This window comes from Streptomyces sp. CBMA29, assembly GCF_014596445.1.
Lineage (GTDB): Bacteria > Actinomycetota > Actinomycetes > Streptomycetales > Streptomycetaceae > Actinacidiphila.
This window is the reverse complement of record NZ_MECL01000055.1, coordinates 1-14,740: the sequence shown is the minus strand read 5'-3', so window position 1 is coordinate 14,740 and position 14,740 is coordinate 1. Positions and strand designations below refer to the sequence as shown.

Here is a 14,740-nt window from a genome sequence, read left to right as displayed (position 1 = left end):
CCGCGCGCGCCCGGATGTCGGGTAGGCCGGAACCGACCGGCGCGCGTCATCGCGAGATGTGGGTCGCGATGCCGTCGAGGAGGTAGTCGAGGCCGAGGCGGAAGGTGTGGTCGGCGTCGAGGTGGGCGGCGTCGTGGATCACGGTGGACAGGGCGGGGAAGCGGCCGGTGGCGAAGGTGCGCTCCAGGTAGGGGCCCAGTGAGACCTGCCAGCGCTTCTCGTCCAGGCCGGTGGTCCGCTCGGCGCGGCGGGCGGCGATCTCACGGCGGACGGCGCCGGTCACGTAGGCGTCGACCGCGGTGACCACGGGCATGACGGCGTCCACGTGGACGCCGTCCAGTGCGGCGACCACGGCTTCCCCCCTGGCCAGCGCGTGCGGGCCGAGCTGCGGCCGGCCGCCGAGCAGGTCGGCGAGCCATTCGTGGTCGTGGGCGGCCTGCCGGGTGGTCTCGGCGAGAGAGCGCAGGACCTCCCGCCAGGTGTCCCCGACCGGCCGGATCTCGGCGTGGATCGCGTCGACCATCAGGTCGAGCAGTTCGTCCTTGCTCTCGATGTAGCCGTACAGCCGCATCGGTCCGACGCCCAGCGCGGTGGCGACCTTGCGCAGCGACACCGCGTCCAGGCCGTCCGCGTCGGCCAGCTCGATCGCCGCTCGTACGATCCGCTCCCGGTCCAGGGGAGCCGGTACGGGTCGATTCGGCGGCTCCGGCCGCTCCCACACCAACATGCGGGATACGGTACATCGCATCGTAGCGATACAGTGTATTGACCAGTACGGTGTATCGGCGGACCGAAGGAACCGAAAGGGACACCCATGCCCACCATCACCACCGCGGCCGTCGCCGTCGTCGGGGCCGGCCTCGGCGGCCTGGCCCTCGCCCGCGTACTGCACATCCACGGCATCGACGCCGTCGTCTACGAACGCGAGGCGTCACGCGACGCCCGCGGTCAGGGCGGCATGCTCGACATCCACTCCGGACAGCGGGCGCTGCGCGAGGCCGGACTCATCGACCGGTTCCACGCGATAGCCCGCGGCGAAGGCCAGGACATGCGCCTCCTCGAACCGGACGGCACCCTGCTGCTCCAGGAGGACACCCCCGAGGACGCCCCGCTCGACCGCCCCGAGGTCGACCGCGCCGACCTGCGCGACCTGCTGCTGGACTCCCTCCCCGACGGCACGGTGCGCTGGGGGCACGCGTTCACCTCCGCCGCCGACGGCCTGCTGCACTTCGCCGACGGCGCCAGTACGACGTACGACCTGCTGGTCGGCGCGGACGGCGCGCAGTCCCGGGTCCGCCCCCTGCTCACCGACGCCCGCCCGGCGCACATCGGCCAGAACATCGTCGAGCTCGGCATTCCCGACATCGACCGCACGCACCCCGACCTCGCGGCCATGGTCGGGCGCGGCAACTACTGGGTGCTCGGCGACGGCCTGTCGCTGGCCGCGCAGCGCAACGGCGACGGCCGCGTCCGTATCGGCCTCAGCTTCTACAACACCGGCGAGGACTGGTTCGCCACCAGCCGGATCCCCTTCGACGATCCCGCCGCCGCCCGGACGCGCCTGATCGGCCTGCTCCCCGGCTGGCACCCACGGTTCACCGCGCTGATCGCGGCCTGCGACGACACGGTCGTACCACGGGCGATCACCACCCTCCCGGTCGGCCTGACCTGGCCGTCGACACCGGACGTCACCCTCATCGGCGACGCCGCCCACCTGATGCCACCGGTCGGCGAGGGCGCCAACATGGCCCTTCTCGACGGCACCCTCCTCGGCCTCGCCCTCGCCGCGCACCCGCAGGACATTCCCCGCGCCGTCGCGGAGTACGAACGCGAGATGTTCGCCCGTACCGGCTCCGCCGCCCGCGAGTCCGCCCGCATCCACACCATTCTGACGTCGCCCGACGCCAGCCGGAGAATGCTCGCGTTCTTCCAACCGGCCTGACCGGTCGGAAGGGCTCGGCCCACCAGCCAGGCGAGGGCCAGCGCGTGCGCACGGTCCAGGACGTCGGCGGCGGCGTAGGTTCTCACTGCTCGTGTCCATCAACGATGCCGTGAACTGCGGCTCTTCACGGTTTCTCAGACTGTGTCCAACCGATGCGGCGTTCGAGGCGTGGCAGATCACAGAACCTGGAGGATGGCGGTTCGTGTCCCTGCCGGGAGGCGCCCTCGGCGTCTGGTCCGCCTCCGCGGTGAATGTGTAGGTTGCACCAGCGGCTCATGTCATCGCGCGGGCACGGGACCTGAGAACCTACACAACACCCGGTCAGGTCTGGGCCATGTCCACGAAGCGGGAGTAGTGGCCCTGGAAGGCGACCGTGATGGTGGCGGTGGGGCCGTTACGGTGCTTGGCGACGATCAGGTCGGCCTCGCCCGCGCGGGGGGACTCCTTTTCGTAGGCGTCCTCGCGGTGGAGGAGGATCACCATGTCGGCGTCCTGCTCGATGGAGCCGGATTCGCGCAGGTCGGAGACCATGGGCTTCTTGTCGGTGCGCTGTTCGGGGCCACGGTTGAGCTGGGAGAGCGCGATGACCGGGACTTCGAGCTCCTTGGCCAGGAGCTTGAGGTTACGGGACATGTCCGAGACCTCCTGCTGACGGCTCTCGGGGCGGCGCGAGCCGCCCGACTGCATGAGCTGGAGGTAGTCGATGACGACCAGGCGCAGGTCGTTGCGCTGCTTGAGGCGACGGCACTTGGCGCGGATCTCCATCATCGACAGGTTCGGCGAGTCGTCGATGTAGAGCGGCGCCTCGGTGACGTCCGACATCCGCCGGGCCACCTTCGTCCAGTCGTCGTCCGTCATGGTCCCCGACCGCATGTGGTGCAGCGCCACCCGCGCCTCGGCGGACAGCAGCCGCATCGCGATCTCGTTGCGCCCCATTTCGAGCGAGAAGATGACGCTGGGCATCTTGTGGGCAATGGAACACGTCCGCGCGAAGTCCAGCGCGAGCGTGGACTTGCCCATCGCCGGGCGGGCGGCGATGACGATCATCTGGCCGGGGTGGAGGCCGTTGGTGAGGGAGTCGAGGTCGGTGAAGCCGGTGGGGACGCCGGACATCTGGCCGCTGCGGGAGCCGATGGCCTCGATCTCGTCGAGGGCGCCCTCCATGATGTCGCCGAGGGGGAGGTAGTCCTCGGAGGTGCGCTGTTCTGTGACGGCGTAGATCTCGGCCTGGGCGTTGTTGACGATCTCGTCGACGTCGCCGTCGGCGGCGTATCCCATCTGGGTGATGCGGGTGCCGGCTTCGACCAGGCGGCGCAGGACGGCGCGCTCGTGGACGATCTCGGCGTAGTACTCGGCGTTGGCCGCGGTGGGGACGGCGTTGACGAGGGTGTGGAGGTAGGGGGCGCCGCCGACGCGGGCGATCTCGCCGCGCTTGGTGAGTTCGGCGGCGGTGGTGATGGGGTCGGCGGGCTCGCCGCGGGCGTAGAGGTCGAGGATCGCCGCGTAGATCGTCTCGTGGGCAGGGCGGTAGAAGTCGGCGCCCTTGAGGACTTCGACGACGTCGGCGATGGCGTCCTTGGAGAGCAGCATGCCGCCGAGGACGGACTGTTCGGCGTCGAGGTCCTGCGGCGGGACGCGCTCGAAGCCGCCGCCCTCGGACCAGCGGTTGCTGTCGCCGTCGTCGGAGCCGTTCTTCTTGCGGAAGCGGGTGACGGGGGGCCGGTCGCTCGGACCGGCTTCGGGGGGTGCTTCCCCCCAGTGCTCGTCCGCGGGTTCGGGCTGGCTCATCCGCGCCACCTCCTCCCGTCCCTGCGGACCGTTCGACCGCGTTCGACCGCACCCCGTTACGTGCCACGCGTTCGTGGGGCACGGCTCTTTCTTACGGCACGGCGCCGACATTTGAGTCACCCGGGGCCGCTCGCGGCGCGTCGGGGGACGGTCCACGGTAGGGCTCTCGGCGGCCCTGACCAACCCGGTTATCCACAGGGGGTGTGGACGGCGGCGGCATACCTGTGGAGAAGTGGCCCCAACCTGTGTACAGCCCTTGGGACGACGCTGTGGACAAGCTGACAATCTACTCAGGGGAACGGCTCTGACCTGGCCTTTCTCCGTCCATAGCCTGTGCAGGAGAAAAAAATTCACGGTCGGCCCAAGATCGCCACAAACAACGCGGAGGAGATCACTCTACGCAGTCACCCGTAATAGCCGAGGCAGGTCTTTACCTCTTACTTGTGGACGATTACCCTGTGCATGTGAATCCGGTCGCCAAGCCCGCGGTGGAGAAGGATCCGGCCTCGTCCCCCCGCAAGCCCGCCCGGGGCCGCCACGACCGGGAGATCCTCGCCCTCGCGATCCCCGCCTTCGGCGCGCTGGTCGCCGAACCCCTCTTCGTCATGGCCGACAGCGCGGTTGTCGGCCATCTCGGCACCGCCCAGCTCGCGGGCCTCGGCGTCGCCGCGGCGCTCCTCACCACCGCCGTCAACATCTTCGTCTTCCTGGCGTACGCGACCACCGCCGCCGTCGCCCGCCGGGTCGGCGCGGGCGACCTGCCCGCCGCGATCCGCCAGGGCGTGGACGGCATCTGGCTCGCGCTGCTGCTGGGCGCGCTGGTGATCGCCGTCGTGCTCCCGGCCGCCCCGGCCGTGGTCGGCCTGTTCGGCGCGTCGCCGACCGCCGCCCCGTACGCGACCGCGTATCTGCGGATCAGCTCGCTCGGCATCCCCGCGATGCTGATGGTGCTGGCGGCGACCGGCGTCCTGCGCGGCCTCCAGGACACCCGCACCCCGCTGTACGTGGCGGTCGGCGGATTCGCCGCCAACGCGGGGCTCAACGCGGGTCTGGTGTACGGCGCGGGACTCGGCATCGCGGGCTCCGCGTGGGGCACGGTCATCGCCCAGAACGGCATGGCGGCCGTCTATGTGTGGGTGGTGATCCGCGGCGCCAAGCGGCACGCCCAGGACGACGGGCCCCCCGGTACGGGTGAACGCTCCGCCCTGTGGGCGCTGTTGCGGCCCGACCCCGCCGGAATCCGCGCCTGCGCCAGGGCCGGCGTCCCCCTCCTCGTCCGCACGCTCAGCCTGCGGGCCGTCCTGCTCATCGCCACCGCCGTCGCCGCGGGGCTCGGTGACGCCGAGATCGCCGCCCACCAGATCACCCTCACCGTCTGGTCCCTGCTCGCCTTCGCCCTGGACGCCATCGCCATCGCGGGACAGGCGATCATCGGCCGCTACCTGGGCGCGGACGACCCCGAGGGCGCCCGCGCCGCCTGCCGCCGCATGATCGCGTGGGGAGTGGTCTGCGGGGTCGTCCTGGGGCTGCTGGTGGCGCTGGCCCGGCCGCTGGTCGGGCCGCTGTTCACCTCGGACCCGGCCGTACGGGACGCGTTGACGTCCGCGCTGCTGGTGGTCGCGCTGGCGCAGCCGGTCTGCGGCATCGTCTTCGTCCTGGACGGCGTGCTGATGGGCGCGGGCGACGGGCCGTATCTCGCATGGTCGATGCTGGCGACGCTGGCCGTCTTCGCGCCCGCCGCGCTGGCCGTGCCCGCCCTCGGCTGGGGGCTGACCGCGCTCTGGTGGGCGATGACCCTGATGATGCTGACCCGGCTCGCCGCCCTGTGGCTACGGGCCCGCTCCGGCCGCTGGATCGTCACGGGCGCCGCCCGCTGAGAGCGCGGGGCGCCCGCCCGGAGAGCCAAAGCGAGCAGCCAAAGCGAGCAGCCAGACCGCACAGCGCTCACCGGACCAGGAAGGACGAAGGGCCGGGCACCCCCGAAATCGGGGTGCCCGGCCCTCGCTGTTCCACGTGGAACACAGCGGTCGCGATTACGCGGCCACGACCTCCAGGTCGAGAACGGCCTCGACCTCGGGGTGCAGCCGCACCGTGACCTTGTGCGCGCCCAGCGTCTTGATCGGCGAACCGACCTCGAGACGACGCTTGTCGACGGCCGGACCACCGGCGGTCTTGATCGCCGCGGCGATGTCGGCCGGGGTGATCGAGCCGAACAGCCGGCCGGTGTCACCGGCGCGGGTGCTGAGCTTGACCTTGACGCCCTGGAGCTGCGCCTTGACCGCGTTCGCGTCGTCCAGCGAGTGGATCTCGCGGATACGGCGGGCGCGGCGGATCTGCTCGACGTCCTTCTCGCCACCCTTGGTCCACGCGATGGCGAAGCCACGCGGGATCAGGTAGTTGCGGGCGTAGCCCGGCTTGACGTCGACGATGTCGCCCGCGGCACCCAGGCCGCTGACCTCGTTGGTAAGGATGATCTTCGACATGCTTCAGGTCACCCTTTCCTTATCGAGCGGTCGACGTGTAGGGCAGCAGCGCCATCTCACGGCTGTTCTTCACGGCCGTGGCGACGTCACGCTGGTGCTGCGTGCAGTTGCCGGTGACGCGGCGGGCACGGATCTTGCCGCGGTCGGAAATGAACTTCCGCAGCATGTTCGTGTCCTTGTAGTCCACGTACACGGTCTTGTCCTTGCAGAACGCGCAGACCTTCTTCTTCGGCTTGCGCGGGGGCGGCTTCGCCATGGTGATTCTCCTAATGCGATCTTGCGATCAAGAAGTGAGGATGCCCGCCCTAGAAGGGCGGCTCGTCCGAGTAGCCGCCGCCGGAAGAAGCGGCACCGGAGCCGCCGCCCCAGTTACCACCACCGCCACCGCCGCCGCCCTGGCCGCCGCCGGCCGGCGCGCTGGTCGCCCACGGGTCGTCGGCGGGAGCACCGCCGCCGCCCTGGGGCTGGCCGCCACCGGAGCTCCCGCCCCAGTTGCCGCCGCCGCCCTGGCCGCCGCCTCCGCCGAACCCGCCGCCCTGCTGACCGCCACGACCGCCACCGCTGGTCTTGGTGACCTTGGCCGTCGCGCTCTTCAGGCTGGCGCCGACTTCTTCGACGTCCAGTTCGTAGACCGTCCGCTTGACGCCCTCACGGTCCTCGTACGACCGCTGCTTCAGCCGGCCCTGCACGATGACGCGCATGCCTCGCTGGAGCGACTCGGCAACGTTCTCGGCCGCCTGCCGCCAGACCGAGCAGGTGAGGAACAGGCTCTCGCCGTCCTTCCACTCGTTGGTCTGCCGGTCGAAGGTGCGAGGAGTGGACGCGACTCGGAACTTCGCGACCGCCGCACCCGACGGGGTGAAGCGCAGCTCGGGGTCGTCGACAAGATTGCCGACAACCGTGATGACGGTCTCGCCTGCCATGGGATGACCTCTCGGCGGTGTACTGACTGCTTCTGGCTGCTGCTACTGACTACTGCTGGCTACTACTCGGTTACTGCCCCGGTGCGCTGAGCGGAGAGCTCAGTGCAGTTCGGGGCGGAGGACCTTGGTCCGCAGAACCGACTCGTTCAGGTTGAGCTGACGGTCGAGCTCCTTGACGACCTCAGGCGTGGCCTTGAGGTCGACGACCGAGTAGATGCCCTCGGGCTTCTTGTTGATCTCGTAGGAGAGGCGACGACGGCCCCAGGTGTCGACCTTCTCCACGCTGCCGCCGCCATTGCGGACGACGGCGAGGAAGGACTCGATCAGCGGGGAGACAGCGCGCTCCTCAAGATCGGGGTCGAGAATGAGCATGAGCTCGTAGTGACGCATAGGGGAACCCACCTCCTTTGGACTCAGGCGGCCACGGCGTTTCCGTGGCAGGAGGGTTTGTATCTGCGTCGCAACGGTAGCGCGGGGCACTGACAGTCGAGTGACGGACAGTCGAGCGACGGATCGGTCTGATGACCATTCCGCCGAGTCGGGCGAGGCCCGGCCCACGCACAGACACCGGTGCAGACCGTTCAGACTACCCGCACAGGTCCCCCGGGTTGAAATCCGCCCCCTTTTGCCCCCAATCTGGACACATCTACTCCGTCACGGAGGTGCCCCATGGCACAGCACGCGGAACGGACCCACCACCTCACCTTCAACACCGACGGCCGGCCGCACCCGCTGGAGAACACGCTGGTCGCGGTGACCGTCCTCCTCGGCGCGATCGCGATCATCTCCTCGGCCTTCAACAGCCTGCATCTGCTCAGTTCCTGGACCGGTCTGGTCGGCATCCTCACCGGCGGCTACGGCCAGTTCATCTCGGCGACCACGGCGGAGCGGTTCGCTCTCGTCATCGGCCTCGGCATGGCGGCGGTCGGCTTCTACCTCGGTGTCGCGCACGGCGGACTGTTCGGCGGGCTCTGGTAGCGGCGGCGAGCAGTCGCCGACAGCACCGGCGAGCAGTAGCGAGGGCGCTTCCCCCGCGCAGTAGGCTTCGGGCCAGAAAACAGCACCGGAAACCCACCGCAAGCAAGTAGTGAGCATTCCAGCCCGCAGTCGTGAGTTCGTCGTGAGTTTGGGGAGCGCCCCGCATGAGCCTGACCCTGAGGACCATCAGCCGCGAGCAGCATCTGGCGTACATCCAGAGCCTGCCCTCGGCAAGCCACTGCCAGGTCCCGGCATGGGCTGATGTGAAGTCGGAGTGGCGGTCGGAGAATCTCGGCTGGATCGACGACAGGACCGGCCAGATCGTCGGCGCCGGTCTGGTGCTCTACCGGCAGATCCCCAAGGTCAAGCGGTACCTGGCGTATCTGCCCGAGGGCCCGGTCATCAACTGGTACGCGCCCAACCTGGACGAGTGGCTCAAGCCGATGCTCGCCCACCTCAAGCAGCAGGGCGCCTTCACCGTGAAGATGGGCCCGCCGGTGATCATCCGCCGGTGGGAGGCGAGCACCATCAAGACCGGCATCGCCGACCAGGACGTCAAGCGGCTGCGCGACGTGGAGGCCGACTTCATCGAGCCGCGCGCCTTCGAGGTCGCGGACAAGCTGCGCCGGATGGGCTGGCAGCAGGGCGAGGACGGCGGCGCGGGCTTCGGCGACGTACAGCCGCGGTACGTGTACCAGGTCCCGCTGGAGAACCGTTCGCTGGACGACATCCTCAAGGGCTTCAACCAGCTCTGGCGGCGCAACATCAAGAAGGCCGAGAAGGCCGGTGTCGAGGTGGTCCAGGCCGGCTACGACGACCTGCCGACCTGGCAGAAGCTCTACGAGGTGACCGCCGAGCGCGACCACTTCAGGCCGCGCCCGCTGTCGTACTTCCAGCGGATGTGGAACTCGCTGAACGCCGAGGACCCCAACCGCATGCGGCTCTACCTGGCGGTGCACGAGGGCGAGGCGGTCGCCGCGGCGACGATGCTGACCGTCGGCCGGCACGTCTGGTACTCCTACGGCGCCTCGGCGAACCACAAGCGCGAGGTGCGGCCGTCCAACGCGATGCAGTGGCGGATGCTGCGGGACGCGTACGCGATGGGCGCCAGCGTCTACGATCTGCGCGGAATCAGCGATTCCCTGGACGAGAACGACCATTTGTTCGGTCTGATTCAGTTCAAGGTGGGCACAGGCGGGCAGGCTGCCGAATACTTGGGCGAGTGGGATTTCCCGCTCAACAAGCTGCTCCACAAGGCGCTCGACATCTACATGTCGCGTCGCTGACCCCGGGCCCGCGCATGGGCCACGACAAGGCCCGCACGCGGCCCGCTGAAGGCTCGCTCAAGGAAAGGTCCCGACCAGGCCATGGCCCTCACCCTGTACGTCGACACCGCACGCTGGCGTGCACACCACCAGTCCGTGGTGGACCAGTTCCCCGGCATCGTGCCGGTATGCAAGGGGAACGGGTACGGCTTCGGCCATGAGCGCCTCGCCGACGAGGCGACCCGGCTGCGCGCCGACATGCTCGCCGTCGGCACGACGTACGAGGCCGCCCGGATCAAGGACTACTTCAGCGGCGACCTGCTGGTGCTGACCCCGTACCGGCTGGGCGAGGAGCCGGTGCCGCTGCCGGACCGGGCGATCCGCTCGGTGTCCTCGGTGGAGGGCGTGCGCGGTCTGGTCGGCGCGCGGGTGGTCATCGAGGTGATGAGCAGCATGCGGCGGCACGGCGTGGCCGAGGACGACCTGGTCAAGCTGCACACGGCGATAGACGACGTACGCCTGGAGGGTTTCGCGATCCACCTGCCGCTGGACCGCACCGACGGCACGGACGCGGTCGAGGAGGTCTTCGGCTGGATGGAGCGGCTGCGGGCGGCCCGGCTGCCGCTGCACACGATGTTCGTCAGCCACCTCAAGGCGACCGAACTGGCGCAGCTCAGGCAGCAGTTCCCGCAGACCAGGTTCCGGGCGCGGATCGGCACCCTGATGTGGCTCGGCGACCACGACGCGACGGAGTACCGCGGCGCGGTGCTCGACGTCACGCGGATCGTCAAGGGCGACCGGTACGGCTACCGGCAGGAGAAGTCGGCCGCCGACGGCCATCTGGTGGTCGTGGCGGGCGGCACCTCGCACGGTGTGGGCCTGGAGGCGCCGAAGGCGCTGCACGGTCTGATGCCGCGCGCCAAGGGCGTGGCGCGGGCGGGCCTGGCGACCGTCAACCGCAATCTGTCGCCGTTCGTGTGGGCGGGCAAGCAGCGCTGGTTCGCGGAGCCGCCGCACATGCAGGTGTCGATCCTGTTCCTGCCGGGTGACGTGGCGCCGCCCGCGGTCGGCGACGAGCTGGTGGCGCACCTGCGGCACACCACGACCCAGTTCGACCGGGTCGTGGACCGCCACCCGTCGTAGGACGTCTCTCGTCCTTCTCGTCAGTCCTTCTCGTCAGTCCTTCTCGTCAGTCCTTCCCGTCAGTCCTTCCCGTCAGTCCTTCTCGTCCGCGGCGGCGTCCGCGGCGGACGTCGGCATCGTGGTGCCCCACTCGACCCGCGGTCCGGCGAACGGCGCCGCGTGCCGCGGCTCGTGGTGGACGGCGCCGAGCACGAACACGTCCTCCGCGCCGTCCAGGACCCCGCCCGAGGGGTCGTCGTCGCCGTCCTGCCGCAGTACGTCGTGCTGCGGCAGGAGGATGTCGCGGATGACCATGCCGCACAGGTAGAGCGTGCCGAGCAGGTGCACGGCGATGGCGAGGTGGTAGCCGTCGGCGGACAGACCGTGGTGCTTGGTGCCGCCGGTGACATACGCGAGCTGCATCCAGATGCCGATGAAGTACAGCACCTCGGCGCCCTGCCAGATCAGCAGGTCGCGCCAGCGCGGGCGGGCGAGCACGGCGAGCGGCAGCAGCCACAGTACGTACTGCGGTGAGTAGACCTTGTTGCTGATCACCAGCGCGGCCACCAGCAGGAAGGCGAGCTGCGCGAAGCGCGGGCGGCGCGGGGCGTACAGCGCGAGGGCGGCGATCCCGGCGCACAGCAGCAGCATCAGGGCGGCCACGTACGCGCTCACGCCGGTCAGCGGGTTGCCGCTGCGCTGCATGATGATCAGCCACAGCGAGCCGTAGTCGACGCCGCGGGTGCGGCTGAAGCTGTAGAACTCCGACCAGCCGTGCCTGGCGAGCAGGATCACCGGGCCGTTGACCACCAGCCAGGACAGTACGGCGCCGCCGAGCGCCGTGCCGAAGGCCCGTAGCCGCCCGGCGCGCAGGCACAGCAGGAACAGCGCGAGCAGCAGCAGGACGGGGTAGAGCTTGGCCGCGGTGGCCAGGCCGATCAGGATGCCCGCGGCCAGCGGGCGGCTGCGGGCCCACAGCAGCATGCCGACGGCGGTCAGGGCGACGGCGAACAGGTCCCAGTTGATGGTCGCGGTGAGCGCGAGCGCGGGGGACAGGGCGATGAGCAGGCCGTCCCAGGGGCGCCGCCGCTGGGTGCGCGCCACGCACGTGACGAGCACGACCGCGCAGATCATCAGCATCGCGGAGTTCACGATCCAGTAGATCTGCGCGCGGTGCTGGAGGTCGCCGCCGTGCGGGGTCAGCCAGGAGGCGACCTCCATGAACAGGCCGGTGAGCACCGGGTACTCGAGGTAGTGGAAGCCGCTGCCGGAGACCGAGTCCGGGATCCGGTCGAAGTACGGGACCAGGTCGGTGGCGAAACCGCGCTGCGAGTACAGGTGCGGGATGTCGGAATAGCAGGCGTGGATGTACTGCGGGGAGCCGCCCTGGAACCAGCCGCCGGAGTAGCAGGAGGCTTTCTGCGCCATGCCGAGGGCGAACATCCCGATGACGACGAGCACCATCACGCGGACCGGGTTCCACCAGCGGTAACCGCCGGAGCGGGCCCACCGTCCGGTGGGCCCGCCCAGGAACTCACTGCCAGCCGCGGCGACCGGGTCCTCGTCGGAGGGTCGCACGGGGAGCTCTCGCCGGTCGGCCTCTTCGCGGTCGCGCACGCTCGTCATGGCGAACATCCTGCCGTACCGGTCTGTGTGAGCGAGAGTCCCCGGGGACACCAACCGTCGCTGTCCGCTGTCAGCGACGGCCGCCGTCCCCCGTCAGCCGCCGTCCGTCTGTCGCGTCCGTCATCCTCCGTCGCCGGGTTTGCGGGTGGATGTCCCGCCGGTGTTGCCTCCGCCTCCCGGTCCCCCGGTGCTGCCCGACGTGGTCGGGGTGTCGCTCGGCGTCGGCGTGTTGCAGGTCTGGTCCCACGGCAGGCACGGGCTGCTCGGCGTGGTCGGCGGCGTGGTGGGCGGCGTCGTCGACGGGGTGGTCGGCGGCGTCGTCATGGACGGCGTCGGGGTGGTCGGGGTGTCGGTCGGGGTCGGCGGCGGCGTCGTCATGGACGGCGTCGGCGACGGGGCGCCGGGCTCGTTCTGCGGGTCACCGATCTTGCTGGCGTCCGGGAAGCCGGGGTCCTCGGAGTTGCCGAGGGCGGCCTTCATGTAGTCGGTCCAGATGGTGGCCGGGAGATCACCACCGTGGATGGAGGAGTTGCCGCCGGTGCCGGACATCGGCAGCAGCTTCTTGGCCTTGGTGTCCTGGCGGAACATCACCACGGACGTGGAGAGCTGTTGGGTGTAGCCGACGAACCACGCGGACCGGGTGCCGCCGGGGCTGTCGGTGGTACCGGTCTTGCCCGCCGCGGTACGGCCCAGCTCCTTGGCCTTGGTGCCGGTACCGTTCTGGACCACGTTCTCCAGGACCTTGGTGACGTTGTTGGCGATGTTGTCCGGCAGCGCCTGCTTGGGCTTGGGCCGGGTGAAGCCGTTGACCTGGTCACCGTTGTGGATCACCTTGGTGACCGAGTACGGGTCCACCTGCACGCCGGATTTGGCGAAGGTGGCGTACGCGTCGGCCATCCGGATCGCGCTGGGCCCGGACGTACCGATGGAGAACGAGGCGACCAGGTCGGCCATGCTCTCGTGGAGCAGGCCCACGCTCTCCGCGGTGGACCGCACCTTCTCCAGGCCGACGTCCTCACCGAGCTGTACGAACGGGGTGTTGATCGAGTTCTGCATGGCCTTGGTGAGCGTCACATAGCCGCGCTTGATCGAGTCCTCGTTCTTCTGCTTGAAGACCGAGCCGTCCTTGTTCCTGACCAGGTTGCCGTCGTGGTCCTTGATCTCCAACAGGTCGTTGGCGTTGTACTTGCTGTCCGGCGTGATGGGTGCGCCGTCGCTGTGGTTGGTGCCGTACATCATGGCCGCGGAGAGCACGAACGGCTTGAACGTCGAACCGACCGGCACACCGGCGGTGTTGGCGTTGTTGTTGAACTCGTTGTGCTCGTAGCCCTCGCCGCCGTAGATGGCCACGATCTTGCCGTCGCCGGGCACCACGGAGGCGGCGCCGAACTGCACGTTGCTGTCCGCGTCCGTGCCCTTGTAGTCGGGGTCGTCCCCCAGGTACTTGTGCGAGCCGCCGGGCTTGATGTTCTTCTTCCTGACCGCTTCGACGGACTTCTTCAGCGCGTTGACCTTGGCCTTGTCGAAGGTCGTGTAGATCTGGTAACCGCCGAGGTCGAGGTCCTTCTGGGTGATCTTCGGCGAGGAGTGCGTGGTGACGTAGTTGTTCACCGTGTCGACCAGGTAGCTGATCTGACCGCTCATGCCCGCCTGCACCTTCAGCCCCTGGGGCATCGGGTACTTGGTGTACAGGGCGCGCTGGGTCGTCGTCATGTGGCCGAACTTGACCTCCTGGTCGAGGATCCAGGCCCACCGGTACGTCGAGCGCTTGGTGTTGGCCTCGGCGGTGGCCGACGTGTCGATGTTGGTGGCGCCTATCGGGTCGTAGTACGTCGGACCCTTGAGCAACGCCGCCAGGAACGCGCACTGGCTGGGGTTGAGCTTGACCGCGTCCACGCCGTAGTACGTCTGCGAGGCGGCCTGGAGACCGTAGGCGCCGCGGCCAAAGTACGAGGTGTTCAGGTAGCCGGTGATGATGTCGTTCTTGCTGACCTTCGCGCCGACCTTTATGGAGATGAACAGCTCTTTGAACTTCCGGCTGACCGTCTGCGACTGGTCGAGCATCGAGTTCTTCACGTACTGCTGGGTGATGGTCGAGCCGCCCTGCGTCTCGCCGCCCTTGGCCATGTTGAACAGCGCGCGGGTGATGCCCATCGGGTCGACACCGGAGTCGGTCTCGAAGGTCTTGTTCTCGGCCGAGATCACCGCGTAGCGCATGGCCTTGGGGATCTGGTCGTACGTGATGTTCTGCCGGTTGAAGTCACCGCCGGTGGCGACCATGCGGGTGCCGTCGGCCCAGTAGTAGACGTTGTTCTGGGCGACGGCCGCCTTGTTCTCGTCGGGGATGTCGACCATGGCGTACGCGATGCCCGCGATGCCGACCAGGGTGCCGACGAAGCCGATGCACAGCGCGGTGACCTGGCGCCAGGAGGGCACCCAGTGCCGCCAGCCGACCTTGCCGAAGCGCGGGTAGTCGATGAACCGCTTCTTGGTGGGCCTGCGGCCTCCCCGGCCCGCGGGGCCGCCGGGTTCACCGGGGCCGCCGGGGCCGCCGGTGCCTCTGCGGCGACCGCCGCCGTTGCCGTTGCCGCCACCGCCGCGCCCCTGGGCGGC

Annotated in this window: 14 protein-coding genes; 6 read left to right on the top strand and 8 right to left on the bottom strand. The window is 69.4% G+C overall.

Annotated features, from left to right (window positions below; all coding sequences use genetic code 11):
• Positions 1–46: 46 nt before the first annotated feature.
• Positions 47–727 (bottom strand): TetR/AcrR family transcriptional regulator, encoded by a 681-nt coding sequence (locus BGM09_RS07830; RefSeq protein ID WP_188280715.1) that lies wholly within the window; start codon positions 725–727, stop codon positions 47–49.
• An 87-nt stretch (positions 728–814) separates the two neighbouring features.
• Between BGM09_RS07830 and BGM09_RS07825 the strand changes: the two genes are divergently transcribed.
• Positions 815–1,942, top strand: coding sequence for an FAD-dependent oxidoreductase (locus BGM09_RS07825; RefSeq protein ID WP_188280714.1), 1,128 nt, complete (start codon positions 815–817; stop codon positions 1,940–1,942).
• Between the two features lie 91 nt (positions 1,943–2,033).
• On the top strand, positions 2,034–2,201 hold the full coding sequence (locus BGM09_RS39125) for a DUF6188 family protein (protein WP_411158273.1): 168 nt from the start codon (positions 2,034–2,036) through the stop codon (positions 2,199–2,201).
• 62 nt (positions 2,202–2,263) lie between these two features.
• On the opposite strand, the gene dnaB is transcribed toward BGM09_RS39125, so the two are convergent.
• Positions 2,264–3,730, bottom strand: a complete 1,467-nt coding sequence (dnaB, locus tag BGM09_RS07820; protein WP_188280713.1) for a replicative DNA helicase — start codon at positions 3,728–3,730, stop codon at positions 2,264–2,266.
• A 488-nt stretch (positions 3,731–4,218) separates the two neighbouring features.
• Between dnaB and BGM09_RS07815 the strand changes: the two genes are divergently transcribed.
• Positions 4,219–5,607: an MATE family efflux transporter gene (locus BGM09_RS07815; RefSeq protein ID WP_188280738.1), complete on the top strand. Its 1,389-nt coding sequence runs from the start codon at positions 4,219–4,221 to the stop codon at positions 5,605–5,607.
• A 156-nt stretch (positions 5,608–5,763) separates the two neighbouring features.
• Here the strand turns inward: BGM09_RS07815 and rplI are convergent, their stop codons facing one another.
• From rplI to rpsF, 4 genes are all read right to left on the bottom strand, one after another.
• Positions 5,764–6,213, bottom strand: a complete 450-nt coding sequence (rplI, locus tag BGM09_RS07810) for a 50S ribosomal protein L9 (RefSeq protein ID WP_188280712.1) — start codon at positions 6,211–6,213, stop codon at positions 5,764–5,766.
• Between the two features lie 19 nt (positions 6,214–6,232).
• Positions 6,233–6,469, bottom strand: a complete 237-nt coding sequence (gene rpsR / locus BGM09_RS07805) for a 30S ribosomal protein S18 (protein WP_031512678.1) — start codon at positions 6,467–6,469, stop codon at positions 6,233–6,235.
• A 49-nt stretch (positions 6,470–6,518) separates the two neighbouring features.
• The gene (locus BGM09_RS07800) at positions 6,519–7,136 is read right to left on the bottom strand and encodes a single-stranded DNA-binding protein (RefSeq protein ID WP_188280711.1); all 618 of its coding nucleotides are present in this window, start codon (positions 7,134–7,136) and stop codon (positions 6,519–6,521) included.
• A gap of 99 nt (positions 7,137–7,235) precedes the next feature.
• Positions 7,236–7,526: a 30S ribosomal protein S6 gene (gene rpsF, locus BGM09_RS07795; RefSeq protein WP_093711983.1), complete on the bottom strand. Its 291-nt coding sequence runs from the start codon at positions 7,524–7,526 to the stop codon at positions 7,236–7,238.
• Between the two features lie 279 nt (positions 7,527–7,805).
• Here rpsF and BGM09_RS07790 point away from each other — a divergent pair, with 279 nt between their 5' ends.
• The 3 genes from BGM09_RS07790 to BGM09_RS07780 all read left to right on the top strand — a co-directional run bounded on the left by BGM09_RS07790 (position 7,806) and on the right by BGM09_RS07780 (position 10,522).
• Entirely contained in the window at positions 7,806–8,114 is a 309-nt protein-coding gene (locus BGM09_RS07790) for a hypothetical protein (RefSeq protein ID WP_188280710.1), read from the top strand.
• 164 nt (positions 8,115–8,278) lie between these two features.
• Positions 8,279–9,400 carry a lipid II:glycine glycyltransferase FemX gene (locus BGM09_RS07785; protein ID WP_188280709.1) on the top strand — a complete coding sequence of 374 codons (1,122 nt, stop codon included), beginning with the start codon at positions 8,279–8,281 and terminating at the stop codon, positions 9,398–9,400.
• 81 nt (positions 9,401–9,481) lie between these two features.
• Positions 9,482–10,522, top strand: coding sequence for an alanine racemase (locus tag BGM09_RS07780; protein WP_188280708.1), 1,041 nt, complete (start codon positions 9,482–9,484; stop codon positions 10,520–10,522).
• Between the two features lie 72 nt (positions 10,523–10,594).
• On the opposite strand, the gene BGM09_RS07775 is transcribed toward BGM09_RS07780, so the two are convergent.
• Together BGM09_RS07775 and BGM09_RS07770 are read right to left on the bottom strand one after the other, a co-directional pair.
• Entirely contained in the window at positions 10,595–12,127 is a 1,533-nt protein-coding gene (locus tag BGM09_RS07775) for a glycosyltransferase family 87 protein (protein ID WP_188280707.1), read from the bottom strand.
• Between the two features lie 120 nt (positions 12,128–12,247).
• A partial coding sequence (locus BGM09_RS07770; RefSeq protein WP_411158272.1) for a transglycosylase domain-containing protein occupies positions 12,248–14,740 on the bottom strand: 2,493 nt, incomplete at its 5' end.

Excerpts from the sequence above, each read along its gene's own strand:
- rplI (WP_188280712.1), bottom strand. The coding sequence starts at position 6,213 with ATGTCGAAGATCATCCTTACCAACGAGGTCAGCGGCCTGGGTGCCGCG.
- rpsR (WP_031512678.1), bottom strand. The coding sequence starts at position 6,469 with ATGGCGAAGCCGCCCCCGCGCAAGCCGAAGAAGAAGGTCTGCGCGTTC.
- BGM09_RS07825 (WP_188280714.1), top strand. The coding sequence starts at position 815 with ATGCCCACCATCACCACCGCGGCCGTCGCCGTCGTCGGGGCCGGCCTC.
- BGM09_RS07775 (WP_188280707.1), bottom strand. The coding sequence starts at position 12,127 with ATGACGAGCGTGCGCGACCGCGAAGAGGCCGACCGGCGAGAGCTCCCC.
- BGM09_RS07830 (WP_188280715.1), bottom strand. The coding sequence starts at position 727 with ATGTTGGTGTGGGAGCGGCCGGAGCCGCCGAATCGACCCGTACCGGCT.
- BGM09_RS07800 (WP_188280711.1), bottom strand. The coding sequence starts at position 7,136 with ATGGCAGGCGAGACCGTCATCACGGTTGTCGGCAATCTTGTCGACGAC.
- BGM09_RS07790 (WP_188280710.1), top strand. The coding sequence starts at position 7,806 with ATGGCACAGCACGCGGAACGGACCCACCACCTCACCTTCAACACCGAC.
- dnaB (WP_188280713.1), bottom strand. The coding sequence starts at position 3,730 with ATGAGCCAGCCCGAACCCGCGGACGAGCACTGGGGGGAAGCACCCCCC.
- rpsF (WP_093711983.1), bottom strand. The coding sequence starts at position 7,526 with ATGCGTCACTACGAGCTCATGCTCATTCTCGACCCCGATCTTGAGGAG.
- BGM09_RS07785 (WP_188280709.1), top strand. The coding sequence starts at position 8,279 with ATGAGCCTGACCCTGAGGACCATCAGCCGCGAGCAGCATCTGGCGTAC.
- BGM09_RS07780 (WP_188280708.1), top strand. The coding sequence starts at position 9,482 with ATGGCCCTCACCCTGTACGTCGACACCGCACGCTGGCGTGCACACCAC.